This window comes from Proteus sp. G2675, from assembly GCF_963886535.1.
GTDB lineage: Bacteria > Pseudomonadota > Gammaproteobacteria > Enterobacterales > Enterobacteriaceae > Proteus > Proteus mirabilis.
The window spans coordinates 132,813-152,114 of record NZ_CAWPCB010000031.1; the positions used below are offsets into that span (position 1 = coordinate 132,813).

At 35.2% G+C, this 19,302-nt stretch carries 19 protein-coding genes and 1 pseudogene; 12 read left to right on the plus strand and 8 right to left on the minus strand.

Annotated elements, in window-relative coordinates; genetic code table 11:
• Positions 1-14: 14 nt before the first annotated feature.
• The 5 genes from AACQ49_RS08650 to AACQ49_RS08670 all read left to right on the plus strand — a co-directional run bounded on the left by AACQ49_RS08650 (position 15) and on the right by AACQ49_RS08670 (position 4,180).
• Positions 15-398, plus strand: coding sequence for a VOC family protein (locus AACQ49_RS08650; protein ID WP_012367917.1), 384 nt, complete (start codon positions 15-17; stop codon positions 396-398).
• Between the two features lie 257 nt (positions 399-655).
• A complete protein-coding gene (locus tag AACQ49_RS08655) occupies positions 656-1,033 on the plus strand; it encodes a lysozyme inhibitor LprI family protein (protein WP_223293445.1) in 378 nt (125 codons plus the stop codon).
• A 189-nt stretch (positions 1,034-1,222) separates the two neighbouring features.
• Complete coding sequence (locus tag AACQ49_RS08660; RefSeq protein ID WP_161778990.1) at positions 1,223-1,744, plus strand: carbapenem self-resistance protein CarG family protein; 522 nt, start codon at positions 1,223-1,225, stop codon at positions 1,742-1,744.
• 216 nt (positions 1,745-1,960) lie between these two features.
• Positions 1,961-2,761, plus strand: coding sequence for a MetQ/NlpA family ABC transporter substrate-binding protein (locus tag AACQ49_RS08665; protein WP_004248058.1), 801 nt, complete (start codon positions 1,961-1,963; stop codon positions 2,759-2,761).
• A gap of 135 nt (positions 2,762-2,896) precedes the next feature.
• A complete protein-coding gene (locus tag AACQ49_RS08670; RefSeq protein WP_004248059.1) occupies positions 2,897-4,180 on the plus strand; it encodes a cystathionine gamma-synthase family protein in 1,284 nt (427 codons plus the stop codon).
• Between the two features lie 68 nt (positions 4,181-4,248).
• On the opposite strand, the gene AACQ49_RS08675 is transcribed toward AACQ49_RS08670, so the two are convergent.
• Positions 4,249-4,794, minus strand: a complete 546-nt coding sequence (locus AACQ49_RS08675) for a GNAT family N-acetyltransferase (protein ID WP_004242934.1) — start codon at positions 4,792-4,794, stop codon at positions 4,249-4,251.
• 196 nt (positions 4,795-4,990) lie between these two features.
• On the opposite strand from AACQ49_RS08675, the gene AACQ49_RS08680 reads away from it, so the two are divergent.
• Positions 4,991-5,836, plus strand: a complete 846-nt coding sequence (locus tag AACQ49_RS08680) for a helix-turn-helix domain-containing protein (RefSeq protein ID WP_161778991.1) — start codon at positions 4,991-4,993, stop codon at positions 5,834-5,836.
• 6 nt (positions 5,837-5,842) lie between these two features.
• Here AACQ49_RS08680 and ydeE read toward each other — a convergent pair whose 3' ends face one another.
• A complete protein-coding gene (gene ydeE / locus AACQ49_RS08685) occupies positions 5,843-7,027 on the minus strand; it encodes an efflux MFS transporter YdeE (RefSeq protein ID WP_161778992.1) in 1,185 nt (394 codons plus the stop codon).
• 262 nt (positions 7,028-7,289) lie between these two features.
• On the opposite strand from ydeE, the gene accA reads away from it, so the two are divergent.
• Together accA and AACQ49_RS08695 are read left to right on the plus strand one after the other, a co-directional pair.
• Complete coding sequence (gene accA, locus AACQ49_RS08690; RefSeq protein WP_017827718.1) at positions 7,290-8,252, plus strand: acetyl-CoA carboxylase carboxyl transferase subunit alpha; 963 nt, start codon at positions 7,290-7,292, stop codon at positions 8,250-8,252.
• Between the two features lie 72 nt (positions 8,253-8,324).
• Positions 8,325-9,212: a LysR family transcriptional regulator gene (locus AACQ49_RS08695; RefSeq protein WP_004242940.1), complete on the plus strand. Its 888-nt coding sequence runs from the start codon at positions 8,325-8,327 to the stop codon at positions 9,210-9,212.
• 3 nt (positions 9,213-9,215) lie between these two features.
• Here AACQ49_RS08695 and AACQ49_RS08700 read toward each other — a convergent pair whose 3' ends face one another.
• Positions 9,216-10,397 carry an MFS transporter gene (locus tag AACQ49_RS08700; protein WP_161779008.1) on the minus strand — a complete coding sequence of 394 codons (1,182 nt, stop codon included), beginning with the start codon at positions 10,395-10,397 and terminating at the stop codon, positions 9,216-9,218.
• A 2-nt stretch (positions 10,398-10,399) separates the two neighbouring features.
• A pseudogene (locus tag AACQ49_RS18460) lies at positions 10,400-10,627 on the minus strand (ATP-binding cassette domain-containing protein); the annotation flags it as partial.
• A 251-nt stretch (positions 10,628-10,878) separates the two neighbouring features.
• On the opposite strand from AACQ49_RS18460, the gene AACQ49_RS08705 reads away from it, so the two are divergent.
• Both AACQ49_RS08705 and AACQ49_RS08710 read left to right on the plus strand, forming a co-directional pair.
• Positions 10,879-11,334 carry a YaiI/YqxD family protein gene (locus AACQ49_RS08705; RefSeq protein ID WP_049217077.1) on the plus strand — a complete coding sequence of 152 codons (456 nt, stop codon included), beginning with the start codon at positions 10,879-10,881 and terminating at the stop codon, positions 11,332-11,334.
• A gap of 56 nt (positions 11,335-11,390) precedes the next feature.
• Complete coding sequence (locus tag AACQ49_RS08710) at positions 11,391-12,791, plus strand: amidohydrolase (protein ID WP_004242950.1); 1,401 nt, start codon at positions 11,391-11,393, stop codon at positions 12,789-12,791.
• A gap of 73 nt (positions 12,792-12,864) precedes the next feature.
• On the opposite strand, the gene yidZ is transcribed toward AACQ49_RS08710, so the two are convergent.
• The 3 genes from yidZ to AACQ49_RS08725 all read right to left on the minus strand — a co-directional run bounded on the left by yidZ (position 12,865) and on the right by AACQ49_RS08725 (position 15,927).
• Positions 12,865-13,833, minus strand: coding sequence for an HTH-type transcriptional regulator YidZ (gene yidZ, locus AACQ49_RS08715; RefSeq protein WP_161778993.1), 969 nt, complete (start codon positions 13,831-13,833; stop codon positions 12,865-12,867).
• Positions 13,826-15,010, minus strand: a complete 1,185-nt coding sequence (locus tag AACQ49_RS08720) for an MFS transporter (RefSeq protein WP_161778994.1) — start codon at positions 15,008-15,010, stop codon at positions 13,826-13,828. Before AACQ49_RS08720 ends, yidZ begins: the two co-directional genes overlap by 8 nt.
• Before the next feature lie 125 nt (positions 15,011-15,135).
• On the minus strand, positions 15,136-15,927 hold the full coding sequence (locus AACQ49_RS08725; protein WP_004248073.1) for a helix-turn-helix transcriptional regulator: 792 nt from the start codon (positions 15,925-15,927) through the stop codon (positions 15,136-15,138).
• A 92-nt stretch (positions 15,928-16,019) separates the two neighbouring features.
• Here AACQ49_RS08725 and AACQ49_RS08730 point away from each other — a divergent pair, with 92 nt between their 5' ends.
• A complete protein-coding gene (locus AACQ49_RS08730; RefSeq protein WP_020945657.1) occupies positions 16,020-17,426 on the plus strand; it encodes an MFS transporter in 1,407 nt (468 codons plus the stop codon).
• A 201-nt stretch (positions 17,427-17,627) separates the two neighbouring features.
• On the opposite strand, the gene mnmH is transcribed toward AACQ49_RS08730, so the two are convergent.
• Positions 17,628-18,716 (minus strand): tRNA 2-selenouridine(34) synthase MnmH, encoded by a 1,089-nt coding sequence (gene mnmH, locus AACQ49_RS08735; protein ID WP_036973414.1) that lies wholly within the window; start codon positions 18,714-18,716, stop codon positions 17,628-17,630.
• Positions 18,717-19,019: 303 nt separating this feature from the next.
• Between mnmH and AACQ49_RS08740 the strand changes: the two genes are divergently transcribed.
• Positions 19,020-19,301: a YtcA family lipoprotein gene (locus AACQ49_RS08740; protein ID WP_004242955.1), complete on the plus strand. Its 282-nt coding sequence runs from the start codon at positions 19,020-19,022 to the stop codon at positions 19,299-19,301.
• Position 19,302: the final 1 nt, after the last annotated feature.

Consider the following 19,302-nt stretch of genomic DNA (forward strand, 5'->3'; position numbering starts at 1 on the left):
GAAGTGAGGTTCAGATGAAAATTACACACCTTGATCACCTAGTATTAACCGTGGCTGATATCGAGGCGAGTTGTCATTTTTATCATAATGTATTAGGTTTTGAGATAATTACTTTTAAACAAGGGCGTAAAGCCCTTGCTTTTGGTCATCAAAAAATCAATCTTCATCAGCTAGGAAAAGAGTTTTTGCCTAAAGCTGCTAAACCAACGGCAGGCTCTGCGGATTTATGTTTTATTACTGAAACGCCATTGTTAGACGTGATAGAGCATATAAAGCAGCAGGGTATAAATATAGAAGAGGGTCCTGTACCAAGAACAGGGGCTACAGGGCCTATTATGTCAGTTTACTTACGTGATCCAGATAATAACTTATTGGAAATTGCTAATATTATTGAATAGATTAACCACATATTCTAAATAAAATATAATAATATTTAGCTAAAAAGCTACAAGTGTTCTTTTTAGCTTAAATATTCTAAATTATTTATATTCAAAAAATGAACCCTCCAAATATGATAGTAATAAATAGACCTATTTGTGGCTATTTTCGCCTGATTAAAATAAAAAATAATAGATATAATTTAATAATATAGCCTTTCTTATTATAATAATGTTAGCATTATTCAATTATTTTTCAGGTAACAATGGATGGTATGATGAAAAAAGTTATTTTTGTAAGTGCAATATCAGGGGGGATATTATTTTGGTCAATACATTTACAAGCGGATAATTTTGATTGTCGTAATGCGGAAACACAAACAGAAATTAACCAATGTGCATACCAAGATTTTCAACAAAAAGATGAAGAGCTGTCACAAATTTATCAACAATATTATGTGAAATTAGAAACTAAACGACAACAACAGTTACAGCATGCACAGTCAGTTTGGATGACATTTCGTGACCTCTCATGTCAATATGAGGCAGACTATTACCAAGGTGGCAGTTTGGCTCCGATGGTTTACAGTAGCTGCTTAAAAGATAAAACCATAGAAAGAATTAATGATCTGAAAAACTATATTGCCTTATATTAAGACTAAAGTACTTTTCATCTTGAAAATAGGCTACTCATTTTAAAAGTATTGTTTTTTATCAAAATCTATCGTTTTTAGTTATATAAAATTACTATTTTTGTATTATTTTGAAACATTAAATAACTTGACTAATCCCACCTGTAAAGTACTCTAAATTATAAAGTAGCAATTAAAAATAGAAGATATGATATGAATATAATGACGAAATTAGGCGCAGCAGTATTGCTTACATCCTTATCCACTATTGCTATTTCTGCAGATATAAAACTTACATACGGTATTAATTTGATTGATTTTAACGGTGATGGTGTAAAAGATATTGTCGTTAAATCTAAGCGTATATTAAATGATGCATCATCAATTAATATGGTCACGGTTTATATAAAAGATGCAGATGAACAAGTTTATATTGTACCTTCAATTTATGATAATGCTCTTAGCTTATTTGATAATAAAGCTGAAAACAGCGATATTAAAATCTCTAACTTCAAATTTATAGAGAAAAAAAATCAAGTTATCTTAGTCAGCGGTGAGAAAATAGGTAATGATATGTTACAATCAACACCTATACGTTTTTCAAGTTACACTATCACGAAACAAGATAAACAATATAAATGGGCATTTTCTGCATATTGCGTAACCAGTTCTACTTATCTTAGTATTGATGATGCTTTTGTTGATCCCTGCATAAATAAATTAATTCGAAATTGATACACGCGTAGGTTGTAAATACGTTGACTTTATTGAATTATTTTTATCTTTAATATCAATTAATTATCTTATTCCCTCTCATATACCTCTCTTTATATAGTACGATCACTTGTATCATTTGGCATTCCTTGTTATTAATCTACACTTAGGATATTTCTTAATCATCAATATGCTGATAATTTTGTGTTTGTCATGTTCCGTTTTTAAGAGGGAGTTATGAAGGAAATTATTACAGGTTTGCTTCTAGCCTCAATAAGCTTATTTTCTGTCTCTTGTTCGCAAGAAGATACAGATGTCGTCAAAGTAGCAATCAATACTGGACCAGACCAAGTCATTTGGGATGAAGTGATCCGTTTAGCTAAACTTACCGAAGGATTAAATGTTGAAGTTATTGCATTTAACGACTATGAACGTCCTAATAAAGCCCTAGAAAATAGAGAAGTAGACGTAAATGTATTTCAATCTATTCCTTATTTACAATCAGAGATAAAAGCCCACAATTACAAATTTCATATTGCCAGCAAAACGTACATTTTCCCGTTAGCCGCGTATTCAAAGAAAATAAGCGATATTAGCGAACTCGAATATGGTGATGTGGTTGCCATTCCTAATGAAGCAAGTATGAAAGGGCGAGCTTTATTATTACTTGCAGAAAATCACCTCATTTCTTTAAAAGAGGGAGTTGGTTTTTTACCTTCCGTTGAAGACATTATTGATAATCCTAATGCCTTGATATTTCATGAAGTTGAAACTCCCATGTTAGTTGAAGCCCTTGACGATCCTGAGGTTACGATGGCGGTTATCAACAATAATTTTTCCTCTCAAATTGGCTTACTTGCTACCCGCGACGGCTTAATTATGGAGAATAAACATTCGCCTTATGCCAATGTTGTTGTTACTCGTATAGATAATATGAATGATGAAAAAATAAAGAAATTAATTACTGTTTTACATTCAAGACAAGTCGAATTAAAGGTGCAAGAAATGTATAAAGGGGACGCGGTTAAGGCGTGGTAGAACATATTTCAGGTTAAAAAACAAACAGTTCAATATAACTATGAGTTTCTATACCTAATAAAACAATCTAACAATATGAAGTTTTTTCAGTATGATGATAGAAACTTTATAATTCATAAATAGTAGAAATAAAAAATGTCTAGTTCTCAACTGAAAAAACAATATATTGGCGAACATCAATTATCTCCAGAAACGTTAATGATGAGCTATGGATACGATCCATTGTTATCGGAAGGCTCTGTCAAACCTCCTGTATTTTTAACATCGACATTTATTTTTAAAAGTGCAGAAGAAGGGAAAAATTTTTTTGATACGGTAAGTGGAAGAAAACCCCTTCCAGAAGGAGAAAAAGCGGGTTTAGTCTATTCTCGTTTTAACCAACCTAATAGTGAGATCGTTGAGGATAGATTAGCAGTTTATGAAAACACAGCATCATGTGTCCTCTTTTCATCGGGAATGTCAGCTATTACAACGACATTAATGGCTTTTACACAACCTGGCGATGTTATTTTACATTCTCAACCACTTTATGGTGGAACAGAAACATTAATAGCCAAAACATTCGCTAAGTTCGGTATTCAAGCAACACCATTTACAGATGGTTTAAATTTAGCACATATCCAATCGCAAGCTGAAATGGCTAGCCAAAAAGGGAGAGTTGCGGTGATATTTGCCGAAACTCCCGCCAATCCAACTAATTCACTGGTTGATATTCAAGCGTTAAAAATCGTTGCGGATAAATTAGAAACAAGCCAAGGCTATCGACCTATTATTATTTGCGATAACACCTTATTAGGACCTGTTTATCAACATCCTATAGAGCAAGGCGCTGATATTTCACTCTATTCATTAACAAAATATGTGGGTGGACATTCTGATTTAGTCGCCGGTGCTGCAATGGGATCACGCGAGCTTATTAATCAAGTTCGCCTATTAAGAGGTGCAATAGGGACACAACTTGATGCGCATTCTTGCTGGATGTTAGGCCGCTCTTTAGAAACATTGCAAATTCGCATGGAAAAAGCCAATCAAAATGCGCTATTAGTTGCACAATTTCTACGTGACCATGAAAAAGTGAAAGTGATCCACTATTTACCTTTTGTAGATGAAAATAGTATTGAAGGTCAAGTATTTGCTAGACAATGCACAGGCGCAGGATCAACATTCTCCTTTGATATTGTTGGTGGTGAAGCAGAAGCTTTTCGTTTTCTCAATGCGATGAAAATATTTAAATTAGCGGTGAGTTTGGGAGGAACCGAGTCATTGGCATGTCATCCTGGCTCTACCACACATTCAGGTGTTCCTATGGAATTACGCCACAATATAGGTATTCAAGAAACAACCATTCGTTTATCTATTGGTATTGAAAATCCTTATGATCTTATTGCTGACTTATCTCAAGCATTAGATCATGTTTAATGGATAAACAATAGCAAAACAGCGGATTATAAGATTTATAATCCGTTGTTTTTTTGCTTTGCTGTTTTTTATTGTTGTTTTTGCCATTCACTTTTGGTTAAACGACAAATAACTTCTGTTCTTATTTCGTCTAAATACTCCACATACTGATCTTTAATTATGTGATGATATTTAAATCCACACTTTTCTTGTACTCGCTTCGAGTTTACATTGTCTGCAAAATAACCACACCATAGATTATCTAATTGTAGAGTCTCAAAGCTATGACAAATAAGCGCTTTCACTGCTTCAGGAATAAGTCCTTTCCCCCAAAAAGGAGTACCAATCCAATAAGAAATTTCGGCATCATTATCCCCTATAGGGAAATTGCTTTCATGGCAAAAAGATAAGCCAATTAAACCAATCGCTTTATCATCATCGAGCAATGTGACAGCATAAACTTCATCACGCATAAATATAGTCTGGATAATTTCGGTACTTTCAGCAACACTTTTATGTGCTGGCCAGCCAGCGATAGGGCCTACTCGCTTATCCCTCGCATAATAATAGAGGCTCTCTGCATCTGATATTCGCCATGGACGTAATAATAATCGTTCTGTTTGTAATTTTTTCATACAATTTAGCTCTGTTATAACGTATGTTTCATTATGTTAGGATGATCGTATTTTAAAGAGAGCCAATATAAAACTGAATGGATTAATTAAGGTGTTATCGGTACTTTTGACAACTAAATCCATTAATGCTCTTGTGATTAACATTGAGATCATTAAAAATAAAAACAGTAGCAATATGCAATAGAGTGAATAATTTATGTTTAGTCAATCATTATTAAAGTTAAATATCCCTTCGGAGTATGCCGTTATTGGTGAAAGCGATATGCATAATGAATTAGGCTATCCATTAGCATTATCATATGTTGTGGTTATTATTTGTTTAGATGGCAGGGCTGTTATTAATATAGATTTTCAAACAAAAACCATTAAAGCGAATGATATAGTGATACTCGGTGATGATAGAATGGTCACATTGCAACGTAAATCAGCTAATTTTCGTATTTTTTATTGTTTTCTTAAGAAATCTTTTGCCTCTGAGATCGCTTATGCACTTTCAAATAGTTTGTTTACATTTTTGCATGAAAACCCCATTTGTCGCCCTTCAACGGCTCACTTAAACGCCATAAACAATTGGGTGGAACAATTAAAATATATAGATAAAAGTTATACTGATCATAGAAAGTTAATGTTGAGAGGGCAGTTACAAAATCTTTTTTTTGCGATAACAGAATTAATACCATCTCATTATTCCTTATCTAAAAAAGAATTCAGCCGTAAAGAGCACTTATGTTGGCAATTTTGGGAATTAGTTATAAAACATAGCCACCAGCACAAAGACGTTGCCTATTATGCAAATCGCCTTAGCATCACACCGTTTTATCTATCACAGCTCACTAAACAATATTTTAATGATGTTCCTAAGACGCTGATTAATAGACAAGTAATTCTTAAAATAAAAGCGTTATTGACGCACACTACGCTATCAGTAAATGAGATCGCCATAAAACTCCATTTTGACGATCCCTCATATCTATGCCGTTATTTTAAGCGCGAGACTGATTGTTCCTTATCTGGATATCGCCAACAATATCAACGGCAATAAAATATATTAAGCAGCTATTCTTTTTTCACTGTAGTTCATACCTTGCAGCATACAAAGCCAAGCTAGTACTGCGATCCCCATTAAAATAGTGAATAACGAAATAGGGGGCAAGGTTGTCAGGATATAACCACTAGCAAGTGGATTTAATGCAGCACCTAACCAACCTAGAGATTGTGCAGAGAAATAACTTGCTTTCATTCCTAACGGCGCAATATTATCGATCATCATATACTCACCAGGTGCATAAATCAGTTCACCAAAGGTAAATATTGCTATCGCCATTGCCCAGAAAATTAAATTATCACCCGCCAGCATAAAGCCCGCTAATCCTAAGATAAAAAAGAGTGTGCCTAAGGTCATTAATTTACGTAGTCTTTCAGCAACCACTTGTTTACCGACGATATATTGTAATGAGACGACAATGGCCGCATTGACGGGGAGGATCACCGCAATAGCAGATTCAGCCAATTTAGCATCATAAACAACTAAAAGGTATTGCGAAATACACGAAGCAAATGTACCAAAAGTTAATGTGCCAAAAAAAGTTGAAAGCACAAACCAGCCTAATGCTTTATCTTTTAGCATTATTTTCGGATCCCACTTTACACTATTTTCTTCTGTGGAATGGTCTACCACTGAACGTTGCACAAAACATTGGATCATAAATAAAGGAATACTGGCGGATATTGCCGCTAACCAAAAAGGTAATTGAGTACCATACATTAATAATAATGTGCCAATAGGTGGGCCAACCGTCCACCCGATATTAATAAAAGTATAGTTTAGTGAAAATATTTTAGGCTTTGCTGATATTGATAAAGTTTCAGAAAAATAAGCTTTCAATACCGTAGAAAAGACTAAATAGGAACAGTTAATAATTGAGAAAAAGATAACCACTAAAATAGTACTATTGACCATTGGGATAGCAGAAAATGCGATAATAAAGGTAATAATAGAAAAAACCATATAACGTTTTTTTTCAAATTTATCTGCCAGCATACCAAAGGCAAGGCTGAATACTATCCCCGTAGTCAGTGAAATAGACATTGCGATACCAATATCATCAACAGGCAATTTATATTGTCGTGATAAGTATATCGCCATAAAAGGCAGTGTTGCACCTCTTCCTATAGTCAGAATAAGTGATGAAAACAGTAGTGCAGTTGTAGAACGAGATTTTTTTGAGAACATATTATCATTTTAATTATTTGTATTAATGGATTATTGTTGTGTTTGGTAATTTTCTGGTGAAAACTGTCAAGCTGTATATTTATACATAACTTATAAATAACTGTATAGAGATAAAAGCTAGAAAATAAATTTTTTTAACCACTACCTATTTTATTATCCCATTTTTGATAACACTGTTTATCAAAAATATCTCTATAACAATAAGTTAGTTTTCTCTAGACTAAATAGTTTGATATAACCCGATTTAGCTAAGAGGCAAATTATGTCTATTATTCATCTTGAATTTGAAAAGCCTATTGTTGAATTAGACGAGAAAATAGATGCATTACTTGCATTTAAACAGTCTCAAGATGAAACAACGGCAGTTGATATAGACGAAGAAATCGCCAAACTTCGCCAAAAAAGCCTTTCATTAACACGCTCTATATTTTCTGATTTAGGGGATTGGGAGATAGTACAGTTAGCACGTCATCCTATGCGCCCTTATACATTAGATTATATCAAAGCTATTTTTACTGATTTCCAAGAGTTGGCCGGCGATCGTGCTTATGCTGATGATAAAGCGATTGTTGCAGGGTTAGCGCGTTTAGATAGAAAACCAGTGATGATTATCGGTCAACAAAAAGGGCGAGACACTAAAGAGAAAGTAAAAAGAAACTTTGGTATGCCATCACCAGAAGGTTATCGGAAAGCATTACGCCTGATGAAAATGGCTGAACGCTTCCATTTACCAGTGATTATTTTTATTGACTCCGCGGGTGCTTATCCGGGGGTTGGCGCTGAAGAGCGGGGGCAATCAGAAGCCATAGCACGAAATATTCTTGAAATGTCCCGATTAAAAACACCGATAATTTGTACAATAACAGGGGAAGGTTTTTCTGGTGGTGCATTAGCAATAGGTGTGGGGGATCGAGTAAATATGTTGCAATATAGTACTTATGCTGCCATATCGCCCGAAGGCTGTGCCTCTATCTTATGGAAAAATGCTGATAAAGCACCTATTGCCGCCCAAACCATGGGAATGACGGCACCTAAATTACAGGCATTGGGTATTATAGACTCGATTATTCCTGAACCATTGGGAGGCGCACATCGCCACTACCAGCAAGCGGCTGAATTTGTAAAAAAACAGCTTCTCGCAGATTTAACAGAATTGAATAGTTATTCTAAAGAAAAACTGCTTGAGAAACGTTATCAAAAATTAATGTCCTATGGTTATTGTTAATTCTTTTCAAGTGAGAGAGCAATCAATGTTACACTGCCTATATTCAATACTCCCCATATAGGCAGTATTTTTATGTCAATTGACCTTAATTTATTACGTATTTTTTCTGCGGTTGCAGAGCAAGCACAGTTTGCCAGTGCTGCACGATCGCTTTCTATGCCAACATCTAATGTCAGTAGGGCAATAAAACAGCTAGAACAACAGCTTAACTGCCGATTAATTGATAGAACCACTCGAAAAATGCGTTTAACTGAGCAAGGGAAAATCTTGTATCAGCAAGCCAAAAAGACCTTATATGAATTAGATAATGTTGTAGAACATATAACGAGTGATGGCCCATTAACAGGAACCTTTAGACTCACGATACCCAGTGAATATGGTAGTGAGTTACTTGCCGATATTTTAGCGGATTTTGCTGCACTTCATCCTAACTTAACCATTCAATGTGATACGCAGCTAATGCCAAGAAATGTTATAGAAGATGATATTGATTTACTTCTAACATTTCATCGTGGCCAATTAGCCGATAGTAGCTACCATTCACGTCTCATAAAGTCGTGGCGTAGTATTGTTGTTGCCTCAGAGAGCTTATTAGCAAAAACGGGTATCCCTACAGATATTGAACAACTAAGCCAATTACCTTGTATTTCCAGTTTAAGTGCATTAGAAGGGCAGCCGTGGATCTTTATTGATAAAGAGCAGAACCCTGTAAAAGTGACAATTAATAGCTGTTATCGTGTAAATAGTGCTATCTTAGCCAAAGCTGCCGTATTAAAAGGTTTAGGTTTTGCTATTTTAGCTGAACATTGTTGCCTTGATGCGATAAAGGCAGGCAAATTGCGAGCTATTTCTTTTCCTCAACAGCCCGCATCAATTAGTTTAGTCGCGATATATGCAAGTCGTCGTTCGCTTTCACGTAATATTGAACATTTTCTTGCATTTTTAACTCAGCGTTTATAATAATTAATCCGCTATCTGCTGAGAAAGTGCACCTTGTTTCTCTTTGCAAGGAAAAAGCATAATAAACAGAGTAATAAAACAGGAAAGTCCTGCGGTTAGCATGGCATAGGCAAATCCTGAATTAAATGCTTCAGGTAATAGGGCAACCAACTGATTATCTAGGGAAGCGGTTTTATTTTCTGTTACTAACGTAATAATATTAATCGGTTCTGCCACTATTCCTAATGCTTGACTTTGTATCATCATATAATTAATTGCTTGCTGTATCATTAATGTACCTAATAACGCAATTCCCATTGTCATACCGGTTTGTCTTAATGCATTCATGGTTGCAGACGCCATGCCCGAGCGAGACGGTGCTACACTTTTCATCACTAAAACTCCGATTGCGGGTGTCGCTAATCCCATTCCTGCACCTAAGATAAATAAATAGCTTCCTGTTATTGCGTAAGGGCTAGTTGTTGCTAATGTTGCCAATAAACAAGAAGATATTGCAATCAACAAAAAGCCAAAGATCATTAATTTTCTGACAGATATATAACGAGAGAACCGTCCAAATAATATAGAAAAAAGAGCCATGGCGATAAACTCAGGAGCCATTCTTAAACCTGTTTCTAATGCACTCCAGCCTTGTGCTTTTTGTAGGAAAAAAGCGATAAAAAAGACATTACTATAAGTGGCAAATCCCAAAGTAAAAGAGGAAAGGTTATATTGGAAAAACGAGCGATCTTTAAATAACGATAGCGGTAATAACGGGCGTTCAATACGTTTTTCGACTATAACAAACAGGGTAATAAAAATCAGACCGACAATTAATGCGAATACAGTACGATAATCAGACCAACCTACAGAGCCAGCTTCAATAAAACCATAGGTTAGTAAACCTAATCCCAAGATACTGGTTAATTGTCCTAGGGGATCTAACGCAACATCCTCAGGATCGGCACTTTCACTTAATCCATACCAGCCTAGTAATACTGTAATAGCACCAATAGGAATATTAATAAGAAATATACTTGCCCAACCACTGGCATGAACTAATGCACCACCAAGGATAGGGCCAATAATCAGCGATAATGCACTAACCGAAGACCAAATACCAATAATACGGATACGTTCAATATCAACAGGAAAGGCATGTGTAATAAGTGATAATGCGCCAGGAATAAGGGCTGCAGCTGCAATACATAAGCAAACTGATCTTGTTTTAGCTTACCCAAGCGCTCATTAGGATCAAGGAATACGTTACCGCTAGTAGGCGCGAGATCACCACCGAGAATTTTCATAAAGGTGGATTTACCGCTGCCGTTAGCACCGATTAAACCATAGCGATTACCGCCACCAAACTTAACAGAAATGTTTTCAAACAGTGGCTTCGAACCAAACTGCATAGTGATATTATTACTTATTAACAAGACGAATACTCATGATTAGTGAATGATAAAGATAATGGGGCGGCATTATGCCATAAACTTACCCCATTAAGACAGTAGAGTAAGGTTAGCCGATGACTTATTTTACGATATCATGCACTTTTACGCGTTAATCACTTAACACTTAACTCAAAAAGACTATGTGATTTATCTGCTTTAAATAACGATATGAGTGGGAATGTGTTATTTTAATAGGATTAATTTTCAAAAAGAAACAATCAAAGAGAGTTACTATGCCGATATGGGTTGATGCTGATGCCTGTCCTAAAGTTATTAAAGAGATACTTTATCGGGCAGCAGATAGAGAAAAAGTGGTGATCACTTTTGTGGCAAATCAGCGATTAAGTATACCCGCATCGCCTTATTTGCGCACATTGCAGGTTTCTGCAGGTTTTGATGTGGCTGATAATGAAATTGTACAACGTGCAAACCAAGATGATTTGGTGATCACTGCCGATATTCCTTTAGCGGCTGAAGTGATCGAAAAAGGGGCTATGGCACTCAATCCTCGAGGTGAACGTTATACAGAGTCAACAATCCGCGAACGATTAAATATTCGTGATTTTATGGATACGATGAGAGCAAGTGGCATTCAAACAGGAGGACCAGCAAGTTTATCACAGCGCGACCGGCAACTTTTTGCTAATGAGTTGGATAAATGGTTACTACAGCAAAAACGTAAAAAATAATAAATTATCAATAAAATAATAAACTTTTGAATATTCTTACCATCCGAGAGGTAGTTATGTCATTTACTAAATCAATACTTGCACTCGCTGTTATGGCGGTTTCTTTTACTAGTCACGCAGCCAAACAGGCTGATTTAATGATTGTCGATGGCACAGTGTTAACAATGGACGCACAAAATCAGGTTATCGAACAAGGAACGGTTGTTGTAAAAGAAAATAAAATTATCGCCGTTGGGGGGCCTGAGTTAACACAAGAATACCAAGCCAACAAAGTGTTAGATGTGGATGGTGATATCGTGATGCCAGGATTAATTAATACCCATACACATGCATCAATGACGGTTTTTCGCTCTTTAGCCGATGACGTGCCAGACCGATTACATCGTTATATTTTCCCTTTAGAAAATAAAATGGTGTCTCGCGATATGGTTCGCGTGGGAGCAAACCTCGCCAATGTTGAAATGGTAAAAGGGGGAGTAACTACCTATGTTGATATGTATTATTTTGAAGATGAAGTCGCTAAAACGGTTGATAAGATGGGAAATAGAGCCATCTTAGGTGAATCAGTGATTAATTTTCCGGTGGCTGATGCACAAACCCCTGAAGAAGGCATTCAATATGCTGTCAATTTTATTAATGAATATAAAGATCACCCGCGCATTATTCCTGCCTTTGCACCTCATGCACCTTATACCAATACCACAGAGAACCTGCAAAAAATTGCTAAACTCTCGGTAGAGCTTGATGCCCCTGTGATGATCCATTTAGCAGAAACCGATAGAGAGAAAGAAGAAATTGCAAAACGAACCGATGGTAAAAGCCCAGTTCAATATATGGCAGATATTGGCGCTTTAAATAATAAAGTCATTGCCGCTCATGCGATTATGGTTGATGAGCAAGATATTGATTTATTAAAAAAATATGATGTAGGTGTGGCTCATAATATTAGTGCTAATACCAAATCAGCCAAAGGTGTTTCGCCCGTTGTTGCCATGCTAGAAAAAGGTGTTCGTGTTGGTTTAGGGACTGACGGTCCAATGTCGAGCAATACACTCACAACGATGAATGAGTTAAATTTAGTAGGCAAAATTCATAAATTAGAGAATAAAGATCGCGCCGCAATGCCACCATTAACCGTCGTTGAAATGGCAACAATAGGCTCAGCCAAGGCATTACATATGGAAGATAAATTAGGCTCTTTAGAATCGGGAAAACTTGCTGATATTATTGTTGTTGATACTAAAGCTCCTAATATGGTGCCTATGTATAGCCCATATGCAGCATTAGTTTATGGTGCGAATGGAAGTAATGTTCGTCATACCATTGTAGATGGTAAAATTTTGATGGAAGATCGCCAACTGTTAACCGTAGATGAACAAGCGATTATCAGTGAAGCTCAAAATTTCGCGAATAAAGTACGCCAAACCGTTGTTGATAGTGGTGAAGTTGTTAAATAGATTATAGTAATATAGCGTTAATAAGTTTATAAAAGGTGATTTGATATCAAATCACCTTTTTTATTTTAAACTATCAGATATCGGAGATTTGTTGGTTAATACTTTTTCTTATTGTATTTCTTAGCCATATAATTTTTGTATTATGGCTATTACGCTTATGCCATAACAAAACAAAAGGTAGATGAAGCTGGTCTAAAAACACAGGGGGGAGAGGTATAGGTAATGTTACAATATCAGGAAAATGTGTTTTCACATAATAACGACAATATCCTGGTGCACAAGTAATTAATTGATGGTCAGGTTGAGATATCATAAAAAGAGATTGCTCAAAAGAAGTATAAGTAATTGCTATCTGACGACTTTTGTTCATTTCTTTTAAGATATTATCCAAAGCCCAATGACTTTGTTTGTCATATTCTGTACTCACCTGAGAAAACGATAAAAAATTATTAAGATCCCACTTCATTTTCATTAACGGATGATTTTTGTGTAGATAAACGAGTGGGATATCATCAAATAATATTTCATAATCAATCACATCAGGAAGTAGCTCTAGTAACTCTTTTGAGCGTGAATAGTCTCGTCCAACAAGCCCAATATCAACTTCTCCATCAATAATATTAGAAAGGGAATTATATTCCCAATTTTTTATCTGAAGTGTGGATTTTGGGTAATGAGATAATATTTGTTGTGGTAAAGAAGGTAACATGACCTGATGTAACGGTGTTTCTAAAACTAAATTAAATTTAAGTCCAACAGGAACTTCTGTATTACGTTTATTGGCTATATGGTGGCTAATATTAATAAAATCAGATAAAGAATCTTCAATACTTAACGATAATGGTGTTGGGATCAACCCTTGTGGACTACGGATAAAAAGAGGATCATCAAACCATATCCTTAATTTGGCTAATGCTTTACTCACAGCAGAAGGAGAAATGGATAACCACTTAGCGGCCAAGGTGACACTGCGCTCCTGTAAAAGAATTTGAAATATGACTAACAAATTCAAATCAATTCTATGTAATGGTTTGTTAGACATTATATTTAACCTTTTTTTGTTCTGTGAACCGAGGAAAGCATAGAAAAAGAGTACCTACAATACAACTGATAAATAAAATAACCACCAACATATTTATTGAGGATACTTCAATCCACCCCATTACCCAAATATAAAGTGAAGAAAAACTTAATTGTGAAATACCCAGCACAGAGCTCGCAACGCCGGCTCGTTGGCTAAAGGGAGAAAGTGCTTGGCTCATAATAATCCCAAATAATAACGCAAATCCTGAGCCGCATAATGCAAAGGTAATAAAAAACCAACGCATGTCACTCTTTTTCCCTATAAAAAGGAAAATAATACCTATTCCAAAACATATAAACCCTACTGATAAAATATGCTTATAGCGGTATTTCATTAATATTTTTGGCATTAAAAAAGAAATGGTCATACTTATCATTGCTAATGATGTCATTAATATTGAATACTCTCCTGTTGAATAATTCATTTGTTGCATCACTACAATAGGGGAAATATTGACATAAGTAAGAATAACGGCCATTCCTAAGCAGGAAATAAGTAAACGACTTAAAAAATAGCGAGTGAAAAAAGAGTCTGTTGTTGGTTTTATTACAAATAGATTTACTTTTTTATTTTTAATTTCTTTTTTATGGTAAGTCTCTTTTATCCCCAAAAAACAAAAGATAAAAACCAATAGGGAATAAGCCCCCATAAGATAGAACATCATTGACCATTCGCAATATAATAAAATAATAAAGCCTAGAACAGGAGCTAATACCGGAATAATACAAGTAATACCATTTATCATAGAAAGTACTTTAGCACGTTGTTGTTCTGTTAATGTGTCTCTTAATATCGCAAAAGTAACAACGTAACAAAAACCTGACCCACTACCTTGAAAAAATCGTGAAATCAAGAACTGTTTTTCCGTTATCGAAAGTCCAGCACTTAATGACGCTAAGAAAAAAATCAGAGTACCAAATAAAATAATAGGCTTACGACCTAAATTGTCACTGCACCATCCAGCAATTAACATGGATGACACCATTCCCATCAAATAAATTGAAAATGCATGGTGCAATGTCACTTCAGAAGCATTTAAATCGCTAGCAATTGCTGTTAATCCAGTTAAGTATAGATCAACACCAAGAGGATAAATCAATACTAAAAAAAAACTAAAGATAACATATTTAGTCATAAACCACCTCGTTTTAGAAAGTGGCATTCTAGTAACTAAAAAAAATAAAACCTAATGATAAAAGAGCAATCGCTTATTTCCATAATGGAAATAAGCATGCTTTTAGTTTTTATATCCTTTATTTTCTACTTATCTTTAGGGATATACACTAAAATTCGATTATATTTTTCTAAATCAAATGCTAATGAGGTGTATTCATAACGCTCGTTTTTACCAGCAAAATTTAATGTTCTTACTCCATCACAGGGAGGGTAGATCTCATGTTTTTCCCACATATGCTTAAATTCTGGTGATGAACAGTTTAATTTAGCAATTAGCTTACGAATATTTGGATCATTTTTAGCTCTTGCATGGTCACGCCGGAAACTAGCAAGTAATCTATCCGCTGTATGCTCCCAATCATTGATGCGTGTTTTGTATCTAGGATCCATAAATAACAAATAGAGATAATTACGATTTTCAGTACAGTAGTCCGAAAAATGGAAGTATAGATCTGCTTTTTGATTATAAGCTAAAACATCCCAGTGTAGATTTAAAACATAGCAAATATATTCTGGAGGAAAGTCAGCTAAAATTTTTAAAATCGTATCAGGAACTTGGTATTCCACTATGCCGGTTTCTGTCGGCTCTCTCATATGTGATAATAAGTAAAGATGCTGCCTTTCCGCGCTATTTAAGTGTAAAGCTGTCGCTAAATTATCTAGAAATTGACTTGATACTCCAATATCCCGCCCTTGTTCAAGCCATGTATACCAAGTTAATCCGACACCAGAGAGTGCAGCTACTTCCTCTCGGCGTAAACCAGGAGTGCGTCGACGCCCTGTACCAGGTAAACCAACTGACTCAGGTGAAATACTTTGTCTTTTAGTACGTAAAAAATCAGCAAGCTCGGGGCGTGTTCTTTTTCTTTCTGTCATAGGCTATTGCTTTTAGTAATAGTATAAATGGTTAAATTGTATCAGGATAAACAACTTATTATAGTCTTATTTTTTCATCATTGAGATAAGAAATGAGCAAACAACAACGTATCGCTTTATTTGTTTTATTATTAGCTGGATTCGTTACTATCTTTGATCTATTTGTCGTTAATGTCGCTATAGTTAATATTGAACAAACACTTAACGCCACACTCACCGAACTCACATTGATTATTGTCGGATACGAATTAGCATTTGGCTTGCTATTAATCACAGGTGGACGATTAGGTGATATTTATGGACGTCGAACACTCTATCGCTTTGGAATGTTTGGCTTTACGTTATCATCTGTATTATGTGCAATTTCTCCAAGTGCTGTTTTACTTGTTATTGCCCGTTGTTTTCAAGGACTAACTGCAGCCTTGTTATTCCCTCAAGTATATTCAAGTATTCGCCTTAATTTTGATAGCTCACAAGCCAAAAAAGTATTCGGCTTACTTGGTATGACGTTAGGTGCTGCCGCTATAGCAGGGCAAGCCTTAGGTGGATTATTAATATCATTAAATATATTTGGGTTAGCGTGGCGTACTATTTTTTTGATAAATCTTTTTATTGGTGTGATCGCATTATTTTTTTCGCGCTATCTTACCCAAAATGAATTATCCGATCATATCAAATTGGATATAGGAGGAGTCATTTTATCTACACTTAGTATATCATTTACGTTATTACCATTGTTGATGCTTCCTATCTGGCACTGGCAATGGTTTAGTTCATTATTTTTTCTTGTTGGAATAAGTCTATTAATACTATTTTTTTGTTATGAAAAAAAATTAAAATACCAAGGGAAGCAACCTCTATTTGATCTGATACTCTTTACTAATCATCAATATGTTATTGGGCTCATTATTGTTGTTTTTGTTTATTCAACATCATCTGCTTTTCCTATGATAATGTCGATATTATTACAAAGTGGGTTTAATCGTACGGTTTTTGATTCTGGCTTAATGTTTGTTCCTGCAAGTATCGGTTTTATACTTTCCTCTTTATTCACACCGAAGTGGATCAAAAGTATTGGCGAACATGTTATCTATTGGGGCGCAGTCTGTTATGCCTTCAGCTATATTTTGCTTATTTTAGGCGTCTATTATTTGATTACCCCTAAGAACACTACATTAATTATTCCTTTCTTATTGTTAGTTGGCTTTACACAAGGCATGATTATGACTCCTATGCTGAATTTAGTGTTAGAAAAAGTGAAGCCTGAACTTGTAGGGATTGCTTCCGGATTAACGGCAACATTACAACAAATTGGGGCTGCTATAGGGGTAACATCTGTTTCCATCATTTTGCAATTTAGCCTCACACAGGTTATATCAACGAATATAATTGAACATTATAAGATAGCGTTTAGTTTTAGTATGTTGTTTAATTTTATAATGGCTATATGTGCGGCTTTTTTCTTGAAAAAAATAACAAACCATAAGAATACGTTATAAAGTTAGTCATCTTGTTATACGTTTTAACAGAACTATTTGGTTATTTTACTGTTTGTGTAAAAGAAGTGAATAGTCGTAGAACTAAGAATATTAATTGTCAGTTAACTCTTTTGATTCAGAGAAAATAGTGCTTTTTTAACAAAAATAATTAACCCCCAATATCTATTGGGGGCTTTATTTTAGTACAGAAAATCTAGGGAGTTAATGGTTAGCAAACCATTGTTCAACTTCTTCATAGCTACCCGTATAGATAATTTTATCTTGTTTTTTACTTAACTGGTAACGATACATAGGATCGTAATATTCTTTTAGTAAAGGCGATAACCATGAAAAATGCACTTCCGTATTCGCACTTATTTTTTGTGCGGCTAAAGCATTATCAAGTAATTGGGTTAACTCCGCGGCTCTTTGAGCACCTAATCGACGTCGAATAGCATACAATCCATGATGCAAATAATCACTGTATTCTTGCCAACCTTTTTCTTCACCATACGCTTCAATAAAGTCATGAGTCATACGATCAAAATATTCTTCTTTGAGTCTTGCCATACGCCGCTCAAATGGATCATCCACCACAACCAAATGGGCTGTTGCCATTTGTATACGCAAACTTTCCGGTAAACCATTAGCACCAATAGCACGGCCTTCGTCTTCGAGTACCCAGCGCGAATGATAAGGGGATTTTTTTAACATATCGACAGCAAGGTAATTTTCGAAAGTCGCTTGAGCAAACTGAGCCTCAACAGTGCGACCAAATGAGGAGCCTCGATGATGAGCGAATCCTTCTAAATCAATTCCCTCTGGTAAAGAGCGTACTAAGGTTGTTTTACCATTACCTGTACAACCACCAATTAAGATAATAGGGCGTTGTACTAGCTCATTGGTCATTTCGATCGTCGCTTGTCTTAACGCTTTATATCCACCTTCAACTAAAGGATAATCGATGCCTATTTCAGCTAACCATTTTTGAACAATGTGTGAACGCATACCGCCACGAGCACAGCAAATAAATCCGGAAGGAAAACGCTCGCAAGCCTCGCGCCAAGCAGCAACACGATGTGCTTTTATCTCGCCTTTAACTAATTGATGCCCCAACTCTACCGCTTTTTGAGAGCCATGTTGTTTGTAGCAAGTCCCTACAGCCGCACGCTCTTCATTATTCATTAAAGGTAGATTTATTGCGTTGGGCATCGCTCCTTGATTGAATTCTATTGGCGCACGAACATCAATAATCGGTGTTTCATTGGCAAGGAGTTGGCGTATATTTTGAGCAGAAAGCGTTGATTCCATAATAAAAACTATAATATCTAAACAGGCAGAAAGATTGTCTACTATACTCTTAAAATTACCTAATAGCACACACAGAGCATGTTTTTGTGAGTAATAAAATCAAACTCTATTTAACCAGCACTGCGGTATTATTTTGAAAAGCGTATTTAAAATAAAGAAAATTGAATTGATCATAAATAATTCAACTACAATAACCTTATGCTATTTTTAGCAAAATAATATAAGTCACTTTATTACAACTAAAAATATTATAGTATTGATAGCTATGAATGGATTTAATCATAAAATGATAGGTGTATTACCTTGAACTTAATAAAAAAACATCATCGAATTATCAGCTTAACTGTGATGACTGTATTGTTGACGGGCTGTTCACAAGGGCATTCTCCTTTTATTCCCATGCTAGGTGCTTATTTTCCCTATTGGATGTTATGTACATTTATTGGCCTATTAGGTGCTTTTTGTCTACGGGTTTTACTTATCTACTGGGGAATTGATGATAAATTGCCAGTACCTTTGTTATTTTATTTTGCGATTATGTTATCAATTTCTTTAACTATCTCCTTACTTTATTTTACTTATTAAA

What these genes read in the sequence shown, in the direction of transcription:
- mnmH (WP_036973414.1), bottom strand. Translation starts at nt 18,716, where the DNA reads ATGGAATCAACGCTTTCTGCTCAAAATATACGCCAACTCCTTGCCAAT.
- AACQ49_RS08695 (WP_004242940.1), top strand. Translation starts at nt 8,325, where the DNA reads ATGTCAATTGACCTTAATTTATTACGTATTTTTTCTGCGGTTGCAGAG.
- AACQ49_RS08710 (WP_004242950.1), top strand. Translation starts at nt 11,391, where the DNA reads ATGTCATTTACTAAATCAATACTTGCACTCGCTGTTATGGCGGTTTCT.
- yidZ (WP_161778993.1), bottom strand. Translation starts at nt 13,833, where the DNA reads ATGTCTAACAAACCATTACATAGAATTGATTTGAATTTGTTAGTCATA.
- AACQ49_RS08675 (WP_004242934.1), bottom strand. Translation starts at nt 4,794, where the DNA reads ATGAAAAAATTACAAACAGAACGATTATTATTACGTCCATGGCGAATA.
- AACQ49_RS08705 (WP_049217077.1), top strand. Translation starts at nt 10,879, where the DNA reads ATGCCGATATGGGTTGATGCTGATGCCTGTCCTAAAGTTATTAAAGAG.
- AACQ49_RS08725 (WP_004248073.1), bottom strand. Translation starts at nt 15,927, where the DNA reads ATGACAGAAAGAAAAAGAACACGCCCCGAGCTTGCTGATTTTTTACGT.
- AACQ49_RS08730 (WP_020945657.1), top strand. Translation starts at nt 16,020, where the DNA reads ATGAGCAAACAACAACGTATCGCTTTATTTGTTTTATTATTAGCTGGA.
- AACQ49_RS08720 (WP_161778994.1), bottom strand. Translation starts at nt 15,010, where the DNA reads ATGACTAAATATGTTATCTTTAGTTTTTTTTTAGTATTGATTTATCCT.
- AACQ49_RS08670 (WP_004248059.1), top strand. Translation starts at nt 2,897, where the DNA reads ATGTCTAGTTCTCAACTGAAAAAACAATATATTGGCGAACATCAATTA.
- AACQ49_RS08665 (WP_004248058.1), top strand. Translation starts at nt 1,961, where the DNA reads ATGAAGGAAATTATTACAGGTTTGCTTCTAGCCTCAATAAGCTTATTT.
- ydeE (WP_161778992.1), bottom strand. Translation starts at nt 7,027, where the DNA reads ATGTTCTCAAAAAAATCTCGTTCTACAACTGCACTACTGTTTTCATCA.
- AACQ49_RS08650 (WP_012367917.1), top strand. Translation starts at nt 15, where the DNA reads ATGAAAATTACACACCTTGATCACCTAGTATTAACCGTGGCTGATATC.
- AACQ49_RS08680 (WP_161778991.1), top strand. Translation starts at nt 4,991, where the DNA reads ATGTTTAGTCAATCATTATTAAAGTTAAATATCCCTTCGGAGTATGCC.
- accA (WP_017827718.1), top strand. Translation starts at nt 7,290, where the DNA reads ATGTCTATTATTCATCTTGAATTTGAAAAGCCTATTGTTGAATTAGAC.
- AACQ49_RS08655 (WP_223293445.1), top strand. Translation starts at nt 656, where the DNA reads ATGAAAAAAGTTATTTTTGTAAGTGCAATATCAGGGGGGATATTATTT.
- AACQ49_RS08660 (WP_161778990.1), top strand. Translation starts at nt 1,223, where the DNA reads ATGAATATAATGACGAAATTAGGCGCAGCAGTATTGCTTACATCCTTA.